The 24,603-nt window shown below is 62.2% G+C and carries 24 protein-coding genes; 17 read left to right on the forward strand and 7 right to left on the reverse strand.

All coding sequences use genetic code 11. The annotated features are described in order from the left end of the window. Nucleotides 1–12: 12 nt before the first annotated feature. From JOD97_RS04340 to JOD97_RS04405, 14 genes are all read left to right on the forward strand, one after another. Nucleotides 13–924: a DUF4123 domain-containing protein gene (locus tag JOD97_RS04340; protein WP_209713636.1), complete on the forward strand. Its 912-nt coding sequence runs from the start codon at nt 13–15 to the stop codon at nt 922–924. Continuing rightward, nucleotides 924–1,841, forward strand: coding sequence for a DNA/RNA non-specific endonuclease (locus tag JOD97_RS04345; protein ID WP_209713638.1), 918 nt, complete (start codon nt 924–926; stop codon nt 1,839–1,841). Before JOD97_RS04340 ends, JOD97_RS04345 begins: the two co-directional genes overlap by 1 nt. Nucleotides 1,842–1,852: 11 nt before the next feature. Continuing rightward, nucleotides 1,853–2,254, forward strand: a complete 402-nt coding sequence (locus JOD97_RS04350) for an immunity protein YezG family protein (RefSeq protein ID WP_209713640.1) — start codon at nt 1,853–1,855, stop codon at nt 2,252–2,254. A gap of 571 nt (nt 2,255–2,825) precedes the next feature. Further along, nucleotides 2,826–3,284 carry an Imm30 family immunity protein gene (locus JOD97_RS04355; RefSeq protein WP_209713642.1) on the forward strand — a complete coding sequence of 153 codons (459 nt, stop codon included), beginning with the start codon at nt 2,826–2,828 and terminating at the stop codon, nt 3,282–3,284. A gap of 298 nt (nt 3,285–3,582) precedes the next feature. Beyond that, nucleotides 3,583–3,951 (forward strand): hypothetical protein, encoded by a 369-nt coding sequence (locus JOD97_RS04360; protein ID WP_209713644.1) that lies wholly within the window; start codon nt 3,583–3,585, stop codon nt 3,949–3,951. Between the two features lie 27 nt (nt 3,952–3,978). Further along, nucleotides 3,979–4,407, forward strand: a complete 429-nt coding sequence (locus JOD97_RS04365) for a GAD-like domain-containing protein (RefSeq protein ID WP_209713646.1) — start codon at nt 3,979–3,981, stop codon at nt 4,405–4,407. Continuing rightward, nucleotides 4,352–4,552 (forward strand): T6SS immunity protein Tdi1 domain-containing protein, encoded by a 201-nt coding sequence (locus tag JOD97_RS33230; protein WP_209713648.1) that lies wholly within the window; start codon nt 4,352–4,354, stop codon nt 4,550–4,552. The genes JOD97_RS04365 and JOD97_RS33230 overlap by 56 nt, the downstream gene beginning before the upstream one ends. A gap of 195 nt (nt 4,553–4,747) precedes the next feature. After that, the gene (locus JOD97_RS04375) at nt 4,748–5,395 is read left to right on the forward strand and encodes a GAD-like domain-containing protein (RefSeq protein WP_209713650.1); all 648 of its coding nucleotides are present in this window, start codon (nt 4,748–4,750) and stop codon (nt 5,393–5,395) included. Between the two features lie 152 nt (nt 5,396–5,547). Beyond that, complete coding sequence (locus tag JOD97_RS04380) at nt 5,548–6,189, forward strand: GAD-like domain-containing protein (RefSeq protein WP_209713652.1); 642 nt, start codon at nt 5,548–5,550, stop codon at nt 6,187–6,189. Nucleotides 6,190–6,697: 508 nt separating this feature from the next. Continuing rightward, entirely contained in the window at nt 6,698–7,258 is a 561-nt protein-coding gene (locus JOD97_RS04385) for a hypothetical protein (protein ID WP_209713653.1), read from the forward strand. 342 nt (nt 7,259–7,600) lie between these two features. Further along, nucleotides 7,601–8,260, forward strand: a complete 660-nt coding sequence (locus JOD97_RS04390; RefSeq protein ID WP_209713655.1) for a hypothetical protein — start codon at nt 7,601–7,603, stop codon at nt 8,258–8,260. Beyond that, complete coding sequence (locus tag JOD97_RS04395) at nt 8,209–8,523, forward strand: M949_RS01915 family surface polysaccharide biosynthesis protein (RefSeq protein ID WP_373999828.1); 315 nt, start codon at nt 8,209–8,211, stop codon at nt 8,521–8,523. The genes JOD97_RS04390 and JOD97_RS04395 overlap by 52 nt, the downstream gene beginning before the upstream one ends. Before the next feature lie 124 nt (nt 8,524–8,647). After that, a complete protein-coding gene (locus JOD97_RS04400) occupies nt 8,648–10,000 on the forward strand; it encodes an MFS transporter (RefSeq protein ID WP_209713659.1) in 1,353 nt (450 codons plus the stop codon). A gap of 161 nt (nt 10,001–10,161) precedes the next feature. After that, a complete protein-coding gene (locus tag JOD97_RS04405; RefSeq protein WP_209713661.1) occupies nt 10,162–12,321 on the forward strand; it encodes an ATP-binding protein in 2,160 nt (719 codons plus the stop codon). On the opposite strand, the gene JOD97_RS04410 is transcribed toward JOD97_RS04405, so the two are convergent. After that, nucleotides 12,305–13,240, reverse strand: coding sequence for a lipid A deacylase LpxR family protein (locus JOD97_RS04410; protein WP_209713662.1), 936 nt, complete (start codon nt 13,238–13,240; stop codon nt 12,305–12,307). The two genes, JOD97_RS04405 and JOD97_RS04410, sit on opposite strands and share 17 nt — an antisense overlap. A 267-nt stretch (nt 13,241–13,507) precedes the next feature. Here JOD97_RS04410 and JOD97_RS04415 point away from each other — a divergent pair, with 267 nt between their 5' ends. Next, on the forward strand, nt 13,508–15,469 hold the full coding sequence (locus tag JOD97_RS04415) for a hypothetical protein (RefSeq protein ID WP_209713664.1): 1,962 nt from the start codon (nt 13,508–13,510) through the stop codon (nt 15,467–15,469). A gap of 37 nt (nt 15,470–15,506) precedes the next feature. On the opposite strand, the gene JOD97_RS04420 is transcribed toward JOD97_RS04415, so the two are convergent. From JOD97_RS04420 to JOD97_RS04440, 5 genes are all read right to left on the reverse strand, one after another. After that, nucleotides 15,507–16,958: an ATPase domain-containing protein gene (locus JOD97_RS04420; RefSeq protein ID WP_209713666.1), complete on the reverse strand. Its 1,452-nt coding sequence runs from the start codon at nt 16,956–16,958 to the stop codon at nt 15,507–15,509. Next, a complete protein-coding gene (locus tag JOD97_RS04425) occupies nt 16,955–17,329 on the reverse strand; it encodes a hypothetical protein (RefSeq protein ID WP_209713668.1) in 375 nt (124 codons plus the stop codon). The genes JOD97_RS04420 and JOD97_RS04425 overlap by 4 nt, the downstream gene beginning before the upstream one ends. Nucleotides 17,330–17,415: 86 nt before the next feature. Next, complete coding sequence (locus JOD97_RS04430; RefSeq protein WP_209713670.1) at nt 17,416–18,783, reverse strand: hybrid sensor histidine kinase/response regulator; 1,368 nt, start codon at nt 18,781–18,783, stop codon at nt 17,416–17,418. 115 nt (nt 18,784–18,898) lie between these two features. Then, on the reverse strand, nt 18,899–20,410 hold the full coding sequence (locus tag JOD97_RS04435) for a bifunctional diguanylate cyclase/phosphodiesterase (protein WP_209713672.1): 1,512 nt from the start codon (nt 20,408–20,410) through the stop codon (nt 18,899–18,901). Then, nucleotides 20,407–20,838 (reverse strand): hypothetical protein, encoded by a 432-nt coding sequence (locus tag JOD97_RS04440; RefSeq protein WP_209713674.1) that lies wholly within the window; start codon nt 20,836–20,838, stop codon nt 20,407–20,409. The genes JOD97_RS04435 and JOD97_RS04440 overlap by 4 nt, the downstream gene beginning before the upstream one ends. Before the next feature lie 251 nt (nt 20,839–21,089). Here JOD97_RS04440 and JOD97_RS04445 point away from each other — a divergent pair, with 251 nt between their 5' ends. Both JOD97_RS04445 and JOD97_RS04450 read left to right on the forward strand, forming a co-directional pair. Next, on the forward strand, nt 21,090–21,608 hold the full coding sequence (locus JOD97_RS04445) for a Crp/Fnr family transcriptional regulator (RefSeq protein WP_209713676.1): 519 nt from the start codon (nt 21,090–21,092) through the stop codon (nt 21,606–21,608). A 307-nt stretch (nt 21,609–21,915) separates the two neighbouring features. Then, nucleotides 21,916–22,731 (forward strand): OBAP family protein, encoded by an 816-nt coding sequence (locus tag JOD97_RS04450; RefSeq protein WP_229264177.1) that lies wholly within the window; start codon nt 21,916–21,918, stop codon nt 22,729–22,731. Between the two features lie 16 nt (nt 22,732–22,747). Here JOD97_RS04450 and JOD97_RS04455 read toward each other — a convergent pair whose 3' ends face one another. Beyond that, on the reverse strand, nt 22,748–24,505 hold the full coding sequence (locus tag JOD97_RS04455) for a glycoside hydrolase family 9 protein (RefSeq protein WP_229264178.1): 1,758 nt from the start codon (nt 24,503–24,505) through the stop codon (nt 22,748–22,750). Nucleotides 24,506–24,603 lie beyond the last annotated feature (98 nt).

Below are 24,603 nucleotides of genomic sequence, written 5' to 3' on the forward strand. Positions count from 1 at the left end.
CAGAATCAGTACATGGAAACGCAAACTTACACCTATGCCTTGCTGGATTGCTCAGCGCACGACCACGCCCTGCGCGATCTGAAAACGCGTTTCGCGGACATCCGCTGGCAATCGCTTTTTGACGGCACTCCCGAAGAGCATCTGGAGGCCGCAGCGCCGTTGCTCATCGCCACACCACGTGACAACAAAGAGCTGCTCGCATGGCTCGAGCAATTGGAGCAGGCGGCCCCAAGCGTTAGCTGGATCGGCAGCCCGTATGCACTTCCCGTTCTCGCCCAGATGCTTACCCGACGCATGGAGTGCGAGATCAACGATGGCCAACAAGTGGTCCTGCGATTTTACGATCCACGAATTTTGCTTGGGTTGCCGTCGGCTCTGACCGCGCAACAAAAACGTTATTTTTTCGCACCGGTGACCAGCTGGATCGCATGGGAACCACGTCGTCAGGAACGATACGCTATCACTGTAGAGCCGGCCACGCCAGCAGACATCTCGCGCTTCGCCTTCACCCCGATCAGCCTCACGCTGGCGCAACGCGATCAGCTCATGTACTTCGACAAGGAAAATCTCTACGACAGCATTGTTCAGCAATGGCGCGACACCTGTCCCGATGACATCGCCGGAATCAAGCCCAACATGCTACGCGAAATCGCCATCACGGCCGTCGCGCGCGCCAACAGCTACGGCATCACCGACGCAACAGCGCAGCATCTGTTCGCCGGACTGATGATGACCGTATCACCCTCATTCGACGACAACGCCATTGTGAAATCCTACCTCAAGGCCGAAGATGTGCCGCCGGGCGACCGGCTCAGCAATATGATAAACAGCCTGCCAAGCGAAGCTTGGGAGCAGATCGCCGCGAGCAAGCGCATGGACGCACTGTTTGAACTTCCTGCTGATTCACAAAGCGGGCGCGCATAATGGATCTTACAAACATCACCAAAAAGCTGACCGACGCCACCACGGCGCTGGCCAAAGCGGATAAAGACTTAAAATTAGAAATGGCAGGTGCCGCGGCCGATGCGGCCGGGCTGGTCGATCCGACGCCCACCTCCGACCTCATTGGAGCGGGCATCTCGATTGCAAGGGGTGACTACTGGGGCGCGGCGCTGAGCACGGTGAGCATGGTGCCTTATCTCGGCGACGCGGTGGCGAAGCCAGTGAAGGCGGTTCGCGCGACCAAAGCCATCGCTGGCCTGGAAAAGAAAGTAGCCGAGCTAACCAAAACCGTCAACGATCTCAAGAAAGCGAAAAAAGAGGCCGAGGCGGCGGAAGCTGCGGCCAAAGAGGCTAAGCTTGCGAAAGAAGCTGACGCCGCCAAGGATGCAGCTGCTCAACAGGAGAAAGCTGCCGTAAAAAAAGATAAGGACTGTGAGGATTGCGAAGCGTCTGCAAAAAAAGACAAGACGAGCAATGGAGCCAAAACCGAGATCAGAAATGGGTACAAGTACACTCTCGATAGCAAAGAACGCGTAACACGCGTTGAAGGCACGCTTGTCAGCAACCCTGCCCAAAAAAGAAATACCAAGGCACAGCTTGGCGCGGGGGGCAAAGATAGACTATCTACGGACGAGGGTGGACATTTCGTCGGACGGCGATTTGACGGGCCACTTGATGATTTCAATCACTTTGCTCAAAATATGAACCTAAACCGGGGTGAATATAAGGTACTTGAAAACCGTTGGCAAAAAGCTTTAGAAAATGGAAAGGAAGTGCTAATCGACATTAAGCCTTCCTATCTTGGCGATTCGATTAGACCAGAAAAGCTAGATATAATTTACAAAATAGACGGCATTCCATTCTCAAAATCCTTTAAAAACATACCCGGCGGAAAATAAAAAGGAAGTTTATGAAAACCATTAAAACCATAGAAAATTTATATCAAGAGATTGCTGCGGAGGCAGTCCAAAGTGCTCCCGACTTAACTGGAAAGCTGCTGTTCGCCGCAGATATTAAAGAGGGGGTGGTATCTTCCGCTCTTGTTTATGAAAAAGGAAAAGAAAAGACTGCGACTTTCAAATTTAGCACTTCATCACTGATCGATTTGGCATATGAACTTTGGGAAAAATGGAAAGAGGATCCAAAAAATTCTGAATGGATAGGAATGGAGCTTACCGTCTCAAACGGAAAATTCGAGATTAATTTCACTTATCCCGATCAAATAGATTCCGATGAAGATTTCGATGATCGTCGACAAGAAATATTTGACCGCCACTTTATTGATAAAAAAATAGATTACTCCAATGTTTAATTAACAAAACATTGGACTGCCTTAGAAAATGCAAGAGCAAAGCCTAGCCGTCGGCGTAAGATAGGCGATTATGTGGGCCAAGAGCGCAGCAGCAATGCCGATTCACTGGACGGGGCACAGCTAGTCGATCCGATATTATCGCAAGTGTGATTCGAGACAAGGGGAAAGGCCCCGCCGCATCAAGACCGCGAAGTGAGGTGCGTGTTAGCTGTCAAATGAGAGGCGCGCGTTGGCATAGAACATTTATTCTTGAATATGTTCACGGCTGCGTGCCAACCTCAACCATTATTCGACCAGCCGCGTGCATACGGATAACCCCTAGCCCAGGTAAGGGCGGTAATGCATTCGATGAGCATGCGCAAACTTTATGGGAGCGTGGGACTGCTCTTGCGACCCAAGCATTGTCAGCAACAGGACCGCTGCTATAAGCAGCGGCTGCACGTCAGCGCCAAGGATTGCAGAAGGCGCGGTTCCCAGGCGTCGAGCTGCAACTGGCCCACTCGCCAAGCGTAGGCGTGCAACTGGGTATTGTTCGGCGAACATATGCCGAAATACTTACGAGACAAAAAAAATGAATCCAAACCTCACAACTACATTTGAACAACTTACGCTTGCGGTGAAGTCCAACAGCGATCAGTCCGTTAAGGGAATTGACAGTGCATTGCAGATTATCGCACAGGAAGCAGATCCGATATCTGTTGCGGTACTATTACTGTCTTTGGACGATCAGTTTCAGTTTGACGAAGGAATGTTTTCGATAATCCGCACTGCCGAAATGTTCGATGACAAAAGTTACGTCTCAGGTTTTTTAACCGCAATACCGCATTTAACAAAAGCAGCACCGAAATGGGCATCAATTGTTCTCATGCGTATACTAAACAGCGACGAGACCAAGAAAGAACTGATTAGGGCTCTAATTAGCTCCAATCAGGACGCAAAGAAAGCTGTCGAGAATCTTTGCAACATGATTAACGAGCAGAGCACGGATTTCCTAAGCAAAACTGTAGCAGTACACGTAGCTACTAGATAGCCATTCACTCTGCCCGGACGCACCGCAAAGGCAAAACCAGAACGCCAATTTTCAACACTGTCAGAAGCTATCGCTGTTAATCAACCCATTTCAAACTGCTTAGAAATTTCCCCAGATGCGAAATGTTTAATCATCGCTAGAACAGCATTCGGACAATTATTCCTGTGGCTATTGCAGGAGTTGCGGCCGACGCATCTGGGCTGGTTAAGCGATGCCATGGCTTCCCAGCTTACATATTGAGATTCCATCACTTCAGCGACGATGGAGCGGGCCAAAGCTATCTCAGAAAGGCTGGAACATGAAAAACCGCCAAACAGACCTGATTACCGAGCTAACCAAACGTTTTATTGATGAGATCCAAAAGCTAGAGCCTGCATTTGTGCAAGCGTTTTTTAGATTTTATTCAGAAGAACGGATGTACGAATCTTGTTCATCTTACACGACGGTGTCTGACGTGCACATCATCAGCGCTCTTATGCAAGATGAGTTCTTCGACGAGATGAACAATATTTGCGTCGAATTGCTTACTGGAATGGATAAAAATCCTGCTCTCTTGCTTCTAACTATAGACAAAGATTTGGACTACGAAATTAAGTTTGAATACGAAGATATGGAAAAGTGGCGGATTAGCCTTGCTGATGGCGGTACTGGTACACCAACAGAATGATTTCCAGCGTTGCTAAAGGATTTGATCATGGATGAATGTTACGAAATTTTCCTTTCGGAACTTGGACCACAGTTCAGCAAAGTGCAGCCGTCGGATATAGAAATCGCCAAGTTCGAGGGACACTTGCCTCAAAAGCTGCTTGAATACTGGAGGCTTTATGGTTGGGGTGGATACTACGATGGTCTTTTTTGGCTAGTAAACCCAGAAGACTATGCCTCAGTCGTCCAGGCTTGGCTAAAGGACACTGCCATTGAAAATAAAGAGGACTGCTTGGCGATTGCTAGGACAGCTTTTGGCCGAACATTTCTATGGAATAAAAAAACTGGCCAGAATGTCACGATTGTGCCGTTGGACTCACAGATCATTACTTCTCCACCAAACAAAACCGTCTTGGCTGGTGATGACACTATCCCATTACAATCATTTCTTATCGAAAAAAAAAGCGGATCGTCTTGATATAGAAGACGTGAAGGAAAAAAATTTATTCAAACGTGCCTTGAAAAAGTTAGGCCCGGTTGCCGCAGATGAAATGTATGGTTTCGAACCTGCACTTTGCATTGGCGGTATGACCGTATGGAAAATCTTAGAAAAGTCAAAATAATTGAACACTTGACTCTTTTGGAGCAACTGGGAGAAATAGAAATAATGCATTTAGACGTAAGCCGACATTTGTAAATTATGAGGTGACGAGCCAAGTGTAGTGGGCCGCTTCACTCTCGAAAATGTGAGCAGTTTCAAGGTAACATAGTCGGCAACTAGAAAAATAGCCGTGAACTGACGATTACTATGAATAATTATGGATGAATACTTCGAAATTTTCCTTTCTGATTGGGGCCCGCAGATTAGCAAAACCCAGCCCAACAAGGCAGAAATAGAAGAATTTAGAGGAAAATTACCAGATAAATTAATTGAATACTGGCAAGCGAACGGTTGGGGCGGCTACTACAACGGGTTATTTTGGTTCACCAATCCCAATGAATACATACCAGTAGTTGATGCTTGGCTAGATGGAACCGATATTTCGGACAAAAGTGCCTATTTTGCTATTGCAAGAACGGCCTTCGGCCGCGTTTTCCTATGGAACAAGAAAACTGGCCAAAATGCAACAATCGATGCTTTATCTTCACGACTTATCATCACCCCTCCTGATAAAAAAGTTATTGATGGAGATGATACAAAAGCTTTTCAATATTTCATCAGTGGTGAAGAACCAGACGATCTTGACTTTAAGGATGTGAAGGAAAAGCCCCTTTTTAAAAAGGCTCTAAAAAAGCTGGGGCCAGTCGCATTCGACGAAATGTATGGCTTTGAGCCACCCCTATGCATTGGCGGTATGCCCCACCTTGAGAATCTTAATAAGGTAAAGGCGGTGGAACATTTGGTTCTTCTCGAGCAACTGGGAGACGTAGAAGTGATGCGAATCGATGTGAGCAGTCATCTCTAAGCCTAGCGGACGGTGGAGGCGCCCCCGCCACCTTAGCGAATTGGACGGGGGACGATTTTAGTGGCCTGCATAGCGAACCAAGAAAATCGCTCCCGAAGTTCAAGCCAACGCTAAAATCAATGTTAAACTTCCAGCATGCTAATGGTTAAGTTATGAATCCATACTTTGAAGAGTTTCTAGAAGAGTTCTCACCACAATTAGATCCCGTTAAGATCAAAGCTGCACTTTTGGAAAAATACAAAAATGTGCTTCCTCAGGCGATGTTAGATTTTTGGTCAGAAGTTGGTTGGTCGGGGTATGCAAACGGAATCATGTGGAGCACCGATCCTGAGGAATTCGAACCTGCCCTAGCCGCTTGGCTCGACGGTAGCAATTTATTAAGCCGAGACAAATATACCGTGATAGCACGTAGTGCCTTCGGAAAGCTTTTTGTTTGGGGAAAAGCGACGGGCTTAACTATAATTATCAATCCGTTGATTTCTTCCATCACCACGGTGGAACCCACTTTAGAGGCTAAAAAATCGGATTCAGCAATTTCTGCCTTTTTCCTCTCAAAAGATAAAGAAGACTTTGATTTCGACGACCAGAAAGATAAGCCGATGTTCGCTCGTGCGTTTAAAAAGCTCGGCCCCTTAAAATCAGATGAGATGTATGCATTTGAACCTGCCTTAAGTATTGGCGGCACAGCGAAGATTGAAAATCTTGTAAAGGTAAAAATGATTGAACACCTAGTTCTTCTTTCGCAATTTGGTCCTGCCGAATTTACACACATTGATGTCAGTCGGCACATATAGAACGCAATTTCAGGAACATGCTGCGCTCCGGCGGAGGCATGCTGATCTCGACCACGGCGGTTGCGATCTGCGACGGCTTGTAGCCCAACCAGTGAGGTACCATCACTTCCGCGACAAGCCATCGACGAATTCAACGCGCTACGCCCAACGCGCTGCGCCGCGTGCAAGCGAACGCGGTGACCATGAGCAGCTGGGACCCGGCGCAACTCGTGGCCCCGGCGGCCGAGCAGACGACCAGCCTCGACATCGGCGAACTGGAAGATTTCGCTCAAGCTGATACAGGCCGACGACGGGTGCGGACACTGGCCCCTCAAGCAGGGAGAGCTCCTATCGATCTCTAGACAGGTGCGTGGAAGGCGCGGCTTCTCGCGGCTAGGCAAGTTTTAGACTTTCGGGAAGTGCAACTTGAAGGTGCTGTGGACAAAAAAAGAAAGGCGACGGCGAACACTTTTACGACCTCTGTAAAATCCGAAAATGCACAACCACAGCTCATCCTAAGAACGCCCAAATGAATCCGATTAGATCTTTTCTTACCGTGGGTCTTGCGCTCACCGTCCATGTTGTCTCGGCAGCTACGCAAGCCCCCGTATTGTTATTCCGACTTGAAAATAGTGAAGCCATTTGCATAGAAACGGGTAAAAACACCAGTAGTCGAGACTGTGATCATTTCGTTAATTCCAATTCGCTCGACAAGGGCGCCAAGCAAATATTGCGGCAAAGCGAAGCGCTTTTACCCGTATTTTCCCAGCCTAGCGAAAGAGGAATCTATTTGGTGGTTATCGCCAGAACGCCATCAAGAATTCCTCAAGGCAACGCTTATTGTGGGGCTGGTTACGAAGATCATGCCGTCTTATTTGAGTACACAAACAAAAAGACATCTCTTCGAGATGATTTTCTTTTACAAAGCTGCTTAAATTCTATTTCATTGGATCCCGGGGGTGACGACGATATCTTAAAATCACTCTTTGTTGACCAACATAACCATTCAATAAGATTTAGATGGCTCACCGATGCAGAGGATCAGAACCATACATTGACAATTGCGAACGGAAAATTTCTGTTGAAGTAACAGTCAGTAGGAATTTCTAGCCCAGATGACCCACTTATCTCTTCAAACCATTTCCAGCCGAACTTGCCCGAAGACTAGTATGAGTGTGGAAGATGCACCAAAACAGAGTCCCCCTGAAGGCAAAGGGATCAAACGCATTAATCGCCTGTATTCATCAAAGCACTACCAATCTCGATGCGAGTCGACCAAGTGGCATTATTAGAACGATCCGTACCTCCGATTAACATCACCGCCCGCCGTTGCGTGCCTTACGTCAGTTGAACAGCCCCACACGTGTTTCGCCCACAATTAACATTCCTGCTTCTCTTCTCGACGGGCTGCTGCTCAGCCCAAACTTTATGCATGCCTGCAGAAAAAACCTTCTTCTCCTGTCCTGCCGCGAAGAAGATCGTATCTTTTTGTACCACTGCCGATACGAGGACCTATCGCTTCGGCAAGCCGAAGAAAATCGAGATGGCTTACACGGGCGGCGTGGTGGACCAGAAATTCAGTCGCACATCGGTGCTCGGCGCGAGCAACGCGGCCAACATTATTTCATTCACCAACAAAAATGTGGAATATCAGCTGATTTCTCCAATGCGCGGTGGTCCCTTCCTTGAAGTCAGGAAAGGCGACAAAATGCTCGCAGACATTGCTTGTGAGAACGGTTGGGCAAAGACAGTCGGTGATCCTGACCAGTCATCGCCGTTCATCAAAGAGCCGGCAATGGACGAAAGCAAGGAGCAGGAAAAAAAAATGAGCGCTCTAGACGCGGGCTATTTGGCATCCCAGCACATCGCGGTGCAGGGCGACCTGGTCAGCGCCCGGCACGTGGCGGATACAACTGGCGAACACGTCCTCGTCCTCAGCCGCAAGCATGATCGCGACGCGATCCAGCTCAACGCCGCCTATTTCACCAATCGAGCTGGCGGCAGGAATGGATCATCCGCGACGGCGTCGATTGCCCCGGCCTGGACGCGGACGCCAGCTTCTTCCCCGCCGCCCTCACCTTCACCGATCTGAACCACGATGGACGGATGAAAGTGACCGTCAGCTACCGCACCTTTTGCAGCGGCGGCGTCGATCCCTACACGGTCAAAGTCATCCTCAGGGACGGCGCCACCAAGCTGGCGATCCGGGGCGAGTCGCTAGTGCGCTTCCCCGGCCAGCCGCCGTTTGGCGGCACACACCAGCACGACAAGGCCCTGCTTTCCCCCGCCTACGCGGCATATAAGCAGCATCTCGACCAGATCTGGAAAGTAGTCTCCGCCGACAACCGTAAATAGCCGCCGGCGCCAGCGCGTCCAGCCCCCTGCGGCCGACTTTCTCTTTGTATAATGACTTCGCTCGGCCAGTCACCGCAGTGAAGGGCTCGCCCTGCCATCGACAACAACAACGAGGCGTACCAATATGCACAACAACGAAAACGACGCGGCAAAGCCGGCCCGGGCCGCATCGGGCCAGGGCATCTCCAAAAGCCCCCAAGAAACCGCCGCGCCCGATCGCCCACTCACGCGCCAGGACTACAAAACCCTGTCGCTGGCCGCCCTCGGCGGCGCGCTGGAATTCTACGACTTCATCATCTTCGTCTTTTTCGCCACCTCGATCGGCGCCCTGTTCTTCCCGCCGACGATGCCGGACTGGTTGCGCCTGTTCCAGACCTTCGGCATCTTCGCCGCCGGCTACGTGGTGCGCCCGCTCGGCGGAATGGTGATGGCGCACTTCGGCGACCTGGCGGGGCGCAAGAAGATGTTCAACCTGTCGATCCTGCTGATGGCGGTGCCGACCCTGCTGATCGGCCTGCTGCCGACCTACGCCAATATCGGCCTGGCCGCGCCGCTGCTGTTGTTGCTGTTGCGCGTGTGCCAGGGCGCGGCCGTCGGCGGCGAGGTGCCCGGCGCGTGGGTGTTCGTATCCGAGCATGTGCCGGCGCGCCGCATCGGCTACGCCTGCGGCACGCTGACCGCCGGCTTGACCTTCGGCATCCTGCTCGGCTCGCTGGTCGCGACCGGCATCAACAGCGTCTACACGCCGCAACAGGTGCTGGACCACGGCTGGCGCCTGCCATTCCTGCTGGGCGGGGTGTTCGGCCTGGGCGCGATGTACCTGCGGCGCTGGCTGCACGAGACGCCGGTCTTCCTCGAGCTGCAGCAGCGCAAGGCGCTGGCCGCCGAGATGCCGCTCAAGGCCGTGCTGCGCCAGCACCGCGGCGCGGTCGGGCTGTCGATGCTGCTGACGTGGATGCTGTCGGCCGCCATCGTCGTGGTGATCCTGATGACGCCGGCGCTGCTGCAAAAGGTCTACGGCTTCGACGCCCGCACCGCCCTGCCCGCCAACACGGCTGCGACCTTGTGCCTGGCAGTCGGTTGCGTGATCTACGGCGTGCTGGCCGACCGCTTCGGCGCGCGCCGCATGCTGATCGCCGGCGCCGTGCTGCTGGCCGTGTGCACCTGGGTGTTCTACACCACGCTCAAGGTGCGTCCCGACCTGCTGCTGCCGCTGTACGCGCTGTTGGGGCTGAGCGTGGGCGTGGTCGGCGTTGTGCCCAGCGCGATGGTGCGCGCGTTCCCGGCGCCGGTGCGCTTTTCGGGCCTGTCGTTCTCCTACAATGTGGCCTACGCCATCTTCGGCGGATTGACGCCGATCATGGTGACATTGATGCTGAAAACCCAGCCGCTGGCGCCGGCCTACTACGTGATGGCGCTGTGCGGCATCGGCGCGGTGACGGCGCTGTTCATCAAGGAGCGTCCGCTGACCGCCTGAGGCCGGACGTCGGGGGCGGCAATCGGTGAGAAACACCAACCGCCGCCGCGCGCACCGCACGTCAAAAAAGCCGTGTTGGGCGGGAGGAAATGCTATCGTTCGGCTCTCGGGCCCGGTTCGACCGACCCACCACCCGCCACCGCCACCGGAAAAGTTCGCCCATGCCGCATCGCCCGTCCCCGCCCCACCCCGCCCACGACATCGCCTTCGCCGCCGGCGGCGGGCGGATGGGGGAGTTGCTGCGGACGCTGGACTGGGCGGCCACGCCGCTGGGCCCGCTAGCGGACTGGCCGCCGGCGCTGCGCACCACGGTCAGCATCATGCTCGGCTCGAGCCATCCGATGTACATCGCCTGGGGACCGGGCCTGCACCTGCTGTTCAACGACGCCTACCGGCCGATCCTGGGCGCGCTCGCCGATCCGCCCGAGAACGCGCTGGGCAAGCCGTTCCACGAGGTCTGGAGCGACGTCTGGCACCAGGTCGGCCCGATGCTCAACGGCGCCATGGCCGGCGTCTGCACCCACGCCGAGGACCAGCCGTTCATCCTGCACCGCCACGGCTATGCGGAACAGATGTACGCGACGTTCTCGGTCGGCCCGGTCCGTGACGAGACCGGCGCGGTGGCCGGGGTGTTTTGCGTGTGCACCGAGACCACCCGGCAAAAGCGGGTCGAGGAGCGCCTGCGCCTGCTCGACACCATCGGCAAGGCCACCAGCATCGCCGCCGACGCCAAGACCATCATGGCCGAGGCCACGCGCCTGCTGGGCCGGCACCTGGACGTCACGCGCGTGGCCTACGCCGACCTGGAGCCGGACAACGACCGCTTCACGATCCGCCACGACTGGACCGTCGAGGGCGCCTTCAGCACGGTGGGCGTGTATTCGCTCGACCTGTTCGGCAGCCGCGCCACCGGCAACCTGCGGGCTGGAAAGACGCTGCAAATCAATAACGTCGACACCGAACTGGCGTCCGGCGACGGCTACGAGATGTTCAACCAGATCGGCATCAAGGCCATCATCTGCTGTCCGCTGGTCAAGGCCGGCAAGCTGGTGGCGATGATGGCGGTGCACCAGCGCCATCCGCGCGCCTGGTCGGCCGACGAGGTGGCGCTGGTGGAGGACGTGGTGGAACGCTGCTGGGCGCACATCGAGCGGGTGCGCTCGACCGAGGCGCTGCGCGAGGCCGACCGCCACAAGTCCGAATTCCTGGCCACCCTGGCCCACGAGCTGCGCAATCCGCTGGCGCCGGTGCGCAACGGCCTGGAAATCATGAAACTGGCCGGCGGCGATCCGGTATCGATGGCCAACGTGCGCGCGATGATGGAACGCCAGGTGTCGCACATGGTGCACCTGATTAACGACCTGCTCGATATCGCGCGCGTCTCCAGCGGCAAGCTGGTGCTCAAAAAGGAGCGCGCCGAGCTCAAGACGCTGGTGGCGCTGGCGGTCGAGACCAGCCAGCCGCTGCTCGACGCGGCCGGCCACACGCTGACGGTGCGCCTGCCCGAGGCCGCCGCCGTGGTCGACGTCGACGTGGTCCGCCTCAGCCAGGTGCTCAGCAACCTGTTGTCGAACGCCGCCAAGTACACGCCGGCCGGCGGCCACATCGCCATCTCGGCCGCGGTGGCCGACGGGCAATTGCTGATCGAGGTAGCCGACGACGGCATGGGCATCCCGGCCGAATCGATCACCAGCGTGTTCGACATGTTCACCCAGGTCGGGCGCAGCATCGCCAATTCAAAAGGCGGGCTGGGCATCGGCCTGTCGCTGGTGCGCCGGCTGCTGGAGCTGCACGGCGGCAGCGTCACGGCGGCCAGTCCCGGCGTCGGTCTGGGCAGCAAGTTCACGATCCGGCTGCCGCTGGCCGACGGCGGCGACGCCGCGCGGCAGGCGCCGGCCCATACCTTGCAAGCGGCGGCGCCGGCCGCGCGGCTGCGCGTGCTCATCACCGACGACAACCACGACGCCGCCGACACGCTGCGCGAGCTGCTGCAAAACGACGGCCACGAGACGCGCGTCGCCTACGACGGCGCCAGCGCGCTGGCCGTCGCCGAAACGTTCCGGCCACACGTGGCGCTGCTCGACATCGGCATGCCCGGCATGGACGGCTACCAGACGGCGCGCGCCATGCGCGCCCTGCCCGGCCTGGAGCACGTCACGCTGGCCGCGCTGACCGGCTGGGGCGCCGCCGAGGACCGCGCCCGCTCGCGCGCGGCCGGCTTCGACCATCACTTGCTCAAGCCGGTGGTGCTGGCCGAGCTGCAAGCGATGCTGCGCCAGGCCGCGGCCGCCGACGGCGATCCGGCTACCACGGCACGGTGAGCACCAGCGACCCGTAGAACTTGCGCTTGGCCGTCGACGTGACCAGCGGACTGGCGCTCTGCAACGAAAACGACACCGACGCCCGCGGCAAACCATACGCGACGCCGGCCACGGCGACGCTCTGCTTGCGGCGCAACTCGGCCGTGCCGCTGTCGGCGTAGCGGTTCTCGCCGATCCCTGCGTGCGAGAACACCCGGTCCCCGTGCAGCCCGGCATAGACGAACCACCCGCTGCCCAGCAGCACCGGATCGGCGCTGCGCAGTTCCTGCCGCAACGACGCCGGGTAGCTGCGTTTGAGTCCGGTGCCATAGCGCAGCACGATGCTGGCCCCGGCCGACGACTGCAAATTGCCCAGCGTGCCGCCGGCCACGACGATCGCGTCGGCGCCCGGCCCGGCCGCCCCGTCCGCGCCCCAGCGCCAGCCGCGATAGCGCTCCACGCCCAGCAACAGGCGGTTCGGTCCCTGGCTGTCCCAGCCTTGCGGGCGTTCCGAGCCGATCAGGCGGTGGATCAGCGTCTGCGACCGGCGCGCGCCCGACGCCGGGCCCATGACGCCAATGCGCAAGCCGACGATGTCGGCCACCTCGTCGCGCACCGCCACCTGGCCGGCGCCGAGCCACAGCGCGCCGACATAGGGCGCGTCGGCCGGGTCGGGCTGCTTGCGGCTCAGGTCGCGCGGCGTCACCATGATCTGGCTCAGCGAGAATCGGGTCGACACCGCCGGGCCGACGCCCAGCCACGGGGCCAGCGCGCCCACCACCGGCAGCGGCGCGATCGAGGTTTGCCCGGGCGACACGCTGCGCAAGTGGGCCAGCGTGATGCCGCTGGTGTAGCCGCCGCCGTCGCTGGCGGCGAAGGCGTCGTTCTGCACCATCAGCGACAGGCGGCTTTCCCCGGCCTGCGCTGGCGCCGGGGACAAAAGTAAGCAGAAAAGAACACGGGATAAACGACGGGGAGTCAGCGATATCTTCATTGTGGACGGAACACATTCAACCAAACCCATGATAGTCGAAAACGCAAAACGCCGGATCGCGCGCCATTCGTGCGCGCCGCCTCCGTTTGAGCGCCGTCAGCGCCGCCGCCGCGCAGACGCCTACAGTTGGGGCAGCCCGGGGGCGGGCCGCCGCCCACGCCGGCGCCAGTGCAAGCGCCTGCTTGCGCTCACTTTCCGCAAGGAGACCTTATCATGCAACATCTTTGGATCGACAACGGCGGGTTGCGCCGGCACGCCATCGCCGCCGCCCTGGCGGTTTTGCTGGCGCCGGCCGCGGCCGTGGCAGCGGCCACCGACGCCGCCGACACCGGCGCGGCCGTTGCCCCCGCGCGGACCGCGCCCGTCTACAGCGTCATCAACCTGTCGCCGGACGCGTCCACCGCCCTGCTGAACGAACGCGGCCAGGCCGCCTTCGGCTCCGCCGGGGCCGGCGGCGCGAACGGTTTCTTCGACGGCGACCGCGTCCACGACATCGGCTCGCTGGGCGGCGGCTATACCTGGATCAACGGTCTCAACGACAACGGCGTGGTGGTCGGCCAGTCGCTCGACCGCGACTGGCACGGCAACGTCCTGGGCTTCGCCTGGACCTTGCGCGACGGCATGCGCGCGCTGCCCGGCGACTCGGTCAGCACCGCGCGCGACATCAACGACCGCAACGTCATCGTCGGCGACACGCCGGCGCCCGGCGTGAGCGCGCGCGCCGTGCGCTGGAATCCGGACGGCACGATCACGCCGCTGGGGCCGCTTCCACTGTCGCTGTCGGAGGCGTTCGCCGTCAACGAGCTCAACGTCTCGACCGGTTTCGCCGACGTCGCCAGCGGCGACATCCACGCCACGCTGTGGGACAAGGACGGCGCGCTGACCGACCTCGGCACGCTGGGCGGCGGGCGCGCGTTCGGCCTGCACATCAACGAGCGCAACGAGGTGGCCGGCGAATCGGACAACGCCACCGACGAGCGCGTCCTCGGCTTCTTCTGGAGCCGGCGCAGCGGCATGGTGCCGATCGACGTCGAGGGCGGCGGCACCGCGCTGGTGGCCGGCCTGAACGACCGCGGCGAGGTGATCGGCAACGCCGACCGCGGCGACCGCGACACGGCCTACCTGTGGACGCTGGCGCGCGGCTTGACGCCGCTGCCGCCGGGCACGGCGACGCACACCGGCGTGCGCGACATCAATAACAAGAGCGAGATGGTCGGTTGGACCATCCGCTCCGGGCGGGACTGGCACGATTCGCGCGCGGCGCTGTGGCAATCGGCGGGCGCGCTGCCGGTCGACCTGAACACGCGCCTGCACCGTCCGCCGGCCGGGCTGGTGCTGCGGGCCGGCGCGGCCATCAACGAGGCCGGCACCATCCTGGCGTACTCCAACGCCGGCCTGGTCATGCTGCGTCCGGGCAAGACCGGCACCGACGCGCCGGTGCTCGGCCCGCTGCTGGGGCTTGCACCCACGCTCGAGGTCGGGCAGGACGTGGTGGTGACGGCCGGCTTCGTCGACAACGCGCGCACGCAGACCCACACCGGCAGCGCCACGTGGACCGACGGCTGCCCGGCGCCGGCGCCCGTGGTCCACGAGGCGAACGGCGTCGGCGAGCTGCGGCTGCGACATCGCCTGTGCGCCGCCGGCTACCACCTGCTGACGGCGCGCGTCACCGACACGGACGGCCTCTACGCCGAAGCGCGACAGGAGATCGTCGTCGCCAGCGCCACCATCGCGGCGCTGGCCGGCAAAGGGTCGCTGCCCGGCGGCGCGTCGCTGGGGCGCGGCCACCGCGACCTGCCGCTGGCGTTCGCGCTCTGGGCGCCGCTCGGCAGCGGCGCCGCCGCCGGCGAGCCCGTCGTCAGTCTGTCCGGTCCGTTCCAGTTCCGCAGCGACCAGATGACGACCACCGCCAGCGGCCACCGGGCCCGCGTGGAAGGCACCGGACGGCTCAACGGCCGCGACGGCTATCGCTTCGTGGTCGAGGCCTCCGGCGGCGAAGGCGCCGGCGCAACCGGCGCGGGACCGGACCGGCTGCGGGTGCGGGTGACGCATGTGGACGCCGTCACCGGCGCCGAGGCGCTCGATTACGACAACGGCGCGCGGGCCGGCGGGAACGCCGTCGCCGCGCCGGACCGCACCGCCGTGGCGGCGGGCGGGCTGACGCTGCGCCACTGACGCGGCCGGGCGCGGCGCCGCGGCGCGGCCGGGCGCGCTACGGCGCCGCCGTCGCCGGGCGCCCGGTCAGGATGCCGACATATTGCGTCAGCGGCTCGCCGATGACGATGCCGTCGGCGGTGATGTCGAAGAAGCGGATATCCTTGCTGTGGTCGCTAGAGCGCACCTTGACCACCGACATCACGCGCTTGAACTGCCCCTCGAGCTCGACGTAGCGCTGCATGACGATGGCGTCGGCCAGGAAGGCGTTGCCGTAGGAGCTGAAGCGCAGCATCTCGTAGCGGTCCTCGAGCTCGGCCGTCATCAGCACGGTCACCCCCATCGCCGTCAGCACCGCCACCATGCGGTACAGCGACTCGCGGAAGTCGTCGCGGAACGACGACGCCAGCGCCAGCTCGAAGCCCGACAGCGAGTCGATCACCACCCGCTTGGCCCCCATGCGCTTGATCATGCCGACCAGGTCGTGCAGGATCTCGTCGATCGACAGGTCCAGCGTGCGGGTGTTGATGACGCCGACCCGGCCGCTGGCGATCAGTTCGTTGAGCTGATGGCTCAGCAGCTGGTTCGGGCTTTTCTCGAAGGCGGCGATGACGCCGGCCTCGCCGACGCGCACGCCCTCGGCCAGGAACTGCGTGGCCAGCACCGACTTGCCCGAGCCGGACGGCCCCACCAGCAGCAGCGAATAGCCGGCCGGCACGCCGCCGCCCATCATCGCGTCGAGCTCGGCCACGCCGGTCGACAGGCGCTGCTCGCCGTCGATGCTGACCTCGCGCGCGCTGGCGCCGAGCATGGCGCGCGGGAAGATGTCGACGCCGTTGTCGCTGATGCGGAAGGTGTGCACGCCCAGGCTCTGCGCCTGGCCGCGCATCTTGACCACCTGGATCTTGCGCACCAGCGCGTCGCGCTGGACCAGCTGCGACATCCAGATGATGCCGTCGGCCACCGTGAACACCGGGCTCGACTCGGCCTCCGGCGCCAGGTACTCGCCGATCAGGAAGGTGGTGGCCAGCCAGCTGGTCATCTGCATGCCCAGCTGCTGGACGAAGTGCTGCAGGCCGGCCGCGCCGCGGTCCATGCCCTGGGCCGACTGCACCACCGAGCGGAAGGAGTCGACGAAGACCAGGCTCGGCGAGAAGTTGCGCACCTCGTCGGCGATACGCGCCAGCACCCGGTCGAAGTCGCCCTCGAGCAGGTCGGCCGCCAGGTTGACGAACTTGATCGACTCGTTGACCTTGTCGATGTCGAAAAACGGAAACTGCTGCTGGTAGCGCAGCATTTTGAGCGGCGGCTCGCCGAGTACGGTGAAGAACAGCGCGCGCCGCTGCGGGTTGGCCAGCGAAAACATGATCTGGTGCGCCATCGTGGTCTTGCCGCTGCCGGGCGTGCCCGCCAGCAGGTTGAAGGAGAACTCGGGAATGCCGCCCCCCAGCAGCTCGTCCAACCCGGGCACACCCGTCGCCAGGCGCTGAATCTCGACTTTATTGCTCATTGTTGAATTCCCTTTGCGGCAGTGTCCGCGGTGTCCCGGCCCCAGGCCGATCGGAGTATGGCGGTGGTCAACGGCGCGCCGATCAATTGGATCAGCGTGTCGGTGAAAATAATGAGCAGCGCGATGCTGGCCTCGCCGACGGCGGCCGGCTCCTGGGCCTCGAGGCCGGCCCCGAGCTTGTCGAAACCGGGGTCGGCGCCCTCGTCGAGCCATGGATGGCGCGCGCGCGCCACGTGCACGCTGCGTGCGTACAGCGTGTCGAAACCGCCTTGTCCGATGATCCCGCTCAATTCGACGGCGAGCCGCTCCCACAGCACGATGACGTCAGCCCGGATGGTTCCGGGGCTGCGCATCACGTTGCGCTCGATCATCTGGTGCCGCTCGTCGTTAGTCGCCATAATTAAGTGTGAATACCGTGTAGCGATGGTGTGGTTGCCGCTTGCGCCGCCGAAGGCCGTCAGTGTACATGTAACTCTATCAACGCGAGTAACATATCGATGGCCACCGGCTTGACCAGGTAGTGGTCGAAGCCGCAACGGATGGCGCGGGCGCGGTCCTGCGGCTGGTTGTAGCCGGACGTGGCGATGAAAAACGGCATCTTGCCCGTCACGCCGGCGCGGATGCGCTCGGCGACGGAGAAGCCGTCGAGCCCCGGCAGGCCGATGTCGCACAGCACCAGGTCGTATTGGCCGGCCAGGCCGCGCCGCACGCCGTCGGCGCCGTCGTGGCACTGTTCCACCGTGTGGCCGCCCAGCTCGAGCAGCAAGGCCAGCGTGGCGGCCGCGTCGAGGTTGTCCTCGACCAGCAGGATGCGGCGCCGTGTCGGCGTCGGCAGCGGCGGCAGCGGCAACGCCGCCGGCGCGGACGCGGCCGCGCCCAACGGCAGCAGCACGGTGAAGGTGCTACCCTGGCCGATGCCGTCGCTGTGCGCGCGCACCGTGCCGCCGTGCATTTCGACCAGCGAGCGCACCAGCGTCAGCCCGATGCCCAGGCCGCCTTGGGCGCGGTCGAGCGACTGCAGGCCCTGCGTGAACAGGTCGAAGATGAACGGCTGCAACTCCGGCGCCATGCCCATGCCGTGGTCGCGCACCGCGATCCGCACCATGTTGCCCACCACGTGCGCCTCGAGCGCGATCGCCTCGTATTCGGGCGAGAACTTGGAGGCGTTGTTGAGCAGATTGGCGAACACCTGCGCCAGCCGCACGCGGTCGCCGTACAGCGGCACCTCGCCGGCCGGCTGCGTGATCGTCAGCCGCTGCTGGCGCGCTTCCAGCCGCGGCTGGCTACCCTCGGCCGCCAGCGCCACGATGTCGGCCAGCAGCAAGGTCGATTTGTCCAGGCCGATCTTGCCGCTGCTGATGCGCGAGGCGTCGAGCAGATCGTCGATCAGGCGCGTCATGTGCCCCGTCTGGCGCTCGATGATGGCGTGCAGGCGCGGCAGTTCCGGATCGCCGCCGGCCAACTTCGCCAGCAAGGTGCTGGCGAAGGCGATCGGCTGCAGCGGATTGCGCAGCTCGTGCGCCAGCATCGACAGGAACTCGGTCTGGCGCCGCATCGACGCCTCCGCGCTGGCTTGCTTGTCCTGGGCGTTGAAGGTGGCCAGCACCAGGTGGGCGTTGGCCTCGCGCAGCTGCATGACGTGGCGCTCGGTCGTCTGCGCGCTGGCGTTGCGCTGCTGCAGCGCCTCGAGCTGCAGCAGCAACTGCGCGATCAGGGCGCGCAGGTCGCCCAGCTCCTTGTCGTGCAGGGCTTGCAGGTACTGGCCGTCGCGGCCGGCCGGCGCTGGCGCCACGCCGGTGGCCTCGGGTTCCGCGTTGTCGTTCATGATAGTGGGGCGAGCCTTGATAAGTCGTTTGAAAAAAATGCGTCGAGGCGGATCGCGGGGCACACGTTCACACCATACGCCAGTTTGCCCGGCGGCAGGGAAATACCGTCGCGCGTCAGGGTCCTGCGCGGCGCGCCAGCAGCGCCGCGAAGGCGTCCGCCGCCAGCGGCAGGCTGAACAGATAGCCCTGGCCCTCGTCGCAGTGGCGCTCGCGCAGGAAGTCGAGCTGCGACTGCCGTTCGACACCCTCGGCCACCACCTTGTGGCCCAGGCTGCCGCCCATGGCGATGACGGCGCCGACGATGACGCCGTCGCCCGGCGCCGCGCTGATGCCGTGCACGAACGACTGGTCGATCTTGAGCACGTCGATGGGGAAACGGTTCAGGTAGCTGAGGCTGGAATAACCGGTGCCGAAGTCGTCGATGGCCAACAGCACGCCGATCTCCTTGAGCTCGGCCAGGATGGCGGCGCTGGCGCCGGCGTCGTCCATCAGCACCCCTTCGGTGATCTCCAGTTCCAGGCACTGCGGCGACAGGCCGCTGTCGGCCAGGGCCGCGCGCAGGCGGCCGGTGAAGCCGTCGTCGCGGAACTCCAGCGCCGAGATGTTGACCGCGATCACGCCGGGATCGAGCCCGTCCGCCTTCCAGCGCGCCACTTGCATGCACGCCTCGCGCAGCACCCAGTGGCCGATCGGCACGATCAGGCCGCACTCCTCGGCCACCGGGATGAAGCGCGACGGCGCCACCGCGCCGTGCTCGGGATGGGTCCAGCGCAGCAGCGCCTCGGCGCCGGCGATGGCGCCGCTGGCCAGGTTCACGCGCGGCTGGTAATACAGCTCGAAGTCGCCGCGCGCGAGCGCGCGGTGCAGGTCGGCCTCGACGCGCTGGCGCTCGAGCGCGCGCAGGTTCATCTCGGGCCGGAAGAAATAACAGCGGTTGCGCCCGCTGTGTTTGCCATGGTACATCGCCACGTCGGCGTTGCGTATCAGCGCCTCGGCCTGCTCGCCGTCGTCCGGATACATGCTGATGCCGATGGTGCCGCCGATGTGCGCGGTCTGGCCGTCGAGGTCGAACGGCTCGGCCAGCGCGCGGCACAGCTTGTCGGCCAGCTCGGACGCCGAGCGCTCGTTGGCCACCTCGGCCAGCAACACGACGAACTCGTCGCCGCCCAGGCGGCTGGCCGTGTCGCTGGCGCGGATCGCCGCCACCAGGCGCTGTCCCACCGCCTGCAGCAGCAGGTCGCCGACCGCGTGGCCGAGCGAGTCGTTGATGATCTTGAAGCGGTCCAGATCGATGAACAGCACCGCCATCCTGCTGTGCTGGCGCTGCGCCATGCCGATCGCCTGGGCCATGCGCTCCATCAGCAGCGGACGGTTGGGCAGGCCGGTGAGGAAGTCGTGGTGGGCCAGGTGGCCCAGCGCGTCCTTGGCGCGTTGCACCTCCTCCGTCACGACCTGGGCCTTGAGCGCGGCGATGACCAACTGGGCGTTGGCCTCGCGCAACTTGTCGATATGGCGTTGCAGCGCGCTTCTCATCCGCTCCGCCTCGTCCCCGTCGGCGCCGGCGTTCTTGGGAGCGCGCCGGTCGCACCGCCCCACGCGGCGCTCCGGATCGACGCCGCCGCTCATGGCGCCGCTCCCGGCGCTGCCGGGGTGGCCGGGCGCATCCCCGGCCGGTCGCGCCAGGCGGCATCGAACACGCCGTCGGTCAGCGACGCGCCGATCAACAGCCGCAGCAGCCCATGGAAGCGGGCCAACAGCGCGCCGCTGACGGCCAGCGCCTCGGACGCGCCGCGCTGGGCCATCTGCGCGCCCAGCGTGTCGAAGCACAGCGCCGCCGCGCTGCCGGCGGGGGCCGGTTTGAGCCACGGATGGCCGTCGCCGCACAGATCGATGCAGCGGTTGTACAACGCGATGAAGCCGGCGGCGCCGACGATCGGCGACAGTTCCTCGTGGATCGCGTTCCACAACTGGACCGAACGATGGCACAACAGCGGCGAGTCGTTTGTTTCAAGCCACGTCAGGATTGCTTGCGGATAAGTTGTTTCGGCTGTCATGAGGTTCCCATCCGGCACACTCTACAGTAAAAGCCACGCCCGGGAACGGGTTTCTTGGGCCGCGCCGACATGCCGGTCAACCATGACCAATCCTGACGGCAGGCAACGAACGCCGCTGTGCGATGGCGCGCAAAATTATCCGCGATGCGTGGCGGCGCCGGCACGGTTATGTGCGCAAACACACAGACCGGGGCCGGTCGGCGTGCCAGCCTGCACAGGATAATTGTTTTTTAACTAAGGGTTTTATCCCGATGCGTAATGCCTATCCTAAACAGAATTCCCTGCTGGCGCTGCTATCGGCCGCCGAATTCGACAGACTGGCCCCGCAGCTCGAACTGGTGGCAATGGCGCAGGGCGACGTGCTGTACCAGAGCGGCAGCCAGCTGACGTATGTGTATTTCCCCACCACCGCGGTGATCTCCATCCAATACGAGCTGGAGGATGGCGGCGCGTCCGAGATCGCCAGCGTCGGCAACGAGGGCTTGCTGGGGGTGACGCTGTTCATGGGCGGCGCGGCCGCGCCGAACCGCGCGATCGTGCACAGCGCCGGCCACGCCTACCGCCTGCGCGCGAGCGTGCTGCTGACCGAATTCCACCGCAAGGGGCCGCTGTTCGACCTGCTGCTGCGCTATACCCAGGTGCTGATGGCGCAACTGGCGCAATCGGCCGTGTGCAACGGCCACCACTCGACCGTGCAACGGTTGTGCCGCTGGCTGCTGCAGGCGCTGGACCCCGCGAGGACGCCGAGGTCGCGGACCAGGCCCAACTGAGCCTGCTTTTCCCGTGACGGCATCGGCAGCCCGTACTCGCCCTTCGGCACGATCAGCTCGTAGCTGCCGGCCTCGTGCAGCAGCGCGTGGTGGACGATGTCGTCCACGCCGTCACGGCGGGTGTAGGCGGCCACCACGACGGGCTCGTAAAAGAGTGTCTTTATACCCAACTATCGGGCGGCCCGTGCAAATCATTCGCGATATGTCGGGTTGGGCACAGGGTTCGGTGCTTAACGGTGGCTTTTCCCTACAAGTGACAATGTGACGTGGCGACCGCCCGTATCGTCCCACCGTGAAGGATGAAGCCATGCCCCCAAAAAACGCATTACTCCGCTTGATGCCCGCCTGCGCCGCGTTGTTGCTGGGCGCCTGCGGACAAAAAACCGAATCCGCCCTCCCGACGCCCGGCACGCCGGCCACCGCCAAGACCAAGGCGCTGGAGGCGGGCGCCGCCCTCCTCCAGAACAAACCGCCAATCGAGGCCCTCAACGCCTACCTGGACGGCTTCCACTTCTACAGCGGCAAGCCCAACCTCCAGATGGAAGCGCACCACTACTGCGCCATATTGAACGAGGACGTCACCCAGTGCGTGATCTACGACGGCAACGTCAAGGACGCCAAGCTCATGGGGGTTGAATACATCGTCAGCGAAAAACTGTTCCGCACGCTGCCGGCGACGGAAAAGGCGCTCTGGCACAGCCACGTGCACGAGGTCAAGTCGGGCCAGCTGATCGCGCCGGGGATACCGGCGGCGGCGGAGAAGGAATTGATGAAGAAACTTGTAGGCACGTACGGCAAGACCTGGCACACATGGCATACCGACCTGCACAAGCAATTGCCGTTGGGCGTGCCGCAGCTGATGATGGGCTTCACCGCCGACGGACAGGCCGATCCGGCCATGGTGGCCGCGCGCGACCAGCGCTTCGGCGTCGACAGCGCGAAGAAGAAGGCCGAACGCGCCGACATCCCCGCGCCGCGCATCGACCCGCAAGCCAATGGCGGGCAACAGGAACGGCCGTTCCAGATCGCCGACCCAACCGGATCGCAACACGCGCACGAGGCGGGCGCCGTCCAGCTGGCCCCGGCACCGGCCGAGGTCAACGCCAGGTCCGGCGGACGCTGAGGCGGCGCCCGCGCGCCTACTTCGCCGGAACGGGCGGCGTCAACGCCTGGATCGCCGCCGAGACGTAGACCAGCGGCGCGTTCCAGTTGATGGCGATCTCGTTGCTGGCGTAGGAGCAGGCGTCGTCCAGCCACGACTTGGCCGGCAGCGGCGACGGGTAGGACGCGCGGCAGTCGCCCTTGTCCTGCTGGCCCGGCTGCGGGCCGCCGACCAGGAATCCGGGCACCGGTGCGGCGACGCCGTCCGCCACCGACGGCCGGTGGTGCGGGTGCTGCGCCGACTTGACGCCGTAGCCGGTGACGAAGGACGTGTCGACGGCATTGCGGCCGAGCACATAGTCAAGGCCCGACTGGGCCGCGCGCAGATACTCGGGTTTGCCGTTCAGGCGGTAGCCCTGCACCAGCATCATGGCCTGGTTCAGCGCCACCGCGCTGCTGCCCCAGACGTAGTCGGCCGTTTGCATGGTGACGCCGTACGCCGATTGCTTCCACACCTTGGCCAGCTCGCCGGCCAGGCCGTCTATCCTGGCGGCGATCAGCGCCTGGTCGGCCGCCGGGCTCAGTTGCTTGCGGTGGCGCGCCAGCGACATCCACGCCAGGCCGCGCACGTCGCTCCAGGACGGTACCGTCGCCGGCACCGAGGGCGCCTTCATCGCCTTGTAAAAGGCGTCATCGCCGGTGCTGATATACAACTCGGCCGCCGCCCATGCGAACTCGTCGCTCACGTCGGCGTCGCCGTACTCGCCGGTGCGGATGTCCTGGGGCTGGCGATAATAGACGGCCGGATGGCTCCGCGCCCATTGCCACGCCGCCTTCGACGCCGCCAGCATCTTGGCCGACATCCCGTGCAGCTGGCCGTCATACGGCTTGAGCACGCGGCTCGCGGTCGCCATGACGGCGGCGAAGTCGAGCGCCGCCGCCGTGGTCTTTTGCACCACGTAGCGCTGCTGCACCGCCTGGTCCGGCATGACCATGCCGTCGAAGGACTTGTCGGTCAGCTTGTGATAGACGCCGCCGTCGGCCGGGTCCTGCATGGTGAGCATCCATTCCAGGTTCCACAGCGCTTCGTTGAGGATGTCGGGAACGCCGTTGCCGCTTTCGGGAATGTTGAGGTTCTGCGCCTGGTGGAAGGCGGCGAAATCCTCGAACGAGGCCAGCAGGGTGTAGGTCGTGATGCCCGAGTTGACGATGTATTTATTGTAGTCGCCGGCGTCGTACCAGCCCTTGGGACTGGACAGGACGGTGCCGGCCGGACGCGCGGGCGACGCCGCCGATTCGTGGACCAGCACGTGCGTGTCCGGATGCCCGGCCTTGCGGGCGTAGACTCCCGCGTATTTTTCCGGCAAGGCGATGCCGGCGCGGTTTAAATAGTAGGCCTTGATCGCGGCGGCGTTGAGCGCCTGGTAGGCGTCGGCGCCGACCGTGAACGGCGCCGAATCGGGCAAGCCCGGCACGCGCAGCTGGTAGCGCCCGGGCGCCACCAGTTCGCTGAAGCCGGCCAGCCTGACCGTTTCTGCCGACGGCGCGTAGACGGCGGGCGCGCCCAGCGTGCCGCGCAGCACCACCGTATCGCTGCCGGCCTTGACGATGGCAAAGCCGGCGCCGTCGACGTTCGGGGCCACGGCGACCTTGTCCGATCCGGGCAGGAAGCCGATCTGGTCGAGCTTGATCCGGCCGTCGCCGGACGCGGCGCCCGCAGCCGCCGCCGCGCCGCCCAGCAACGCCAGCGCGACGAATCTCCGGGCCGCGCCCGGGATGAAATGGGTAGCTCTCAACTGTCATCCTCCATTGTTTTGAAAACGTTTTCACCAGATGGTCGCCCGGATCCGGCGAAAAGTCAAACCAGCGGCGGCGGCATCGGCGGCCCATTAGC

The sequence above is a fragment of the Duganella sp. 1411 genome, assembly GCF_017833525.1.
In the GTDB taxonomy this organism is placed as follows: Bacteria; Pseudomonadota; Gammaproteobacteria; order Burkholderiales; family Burkholderiaceae_D; genus Rugamonas.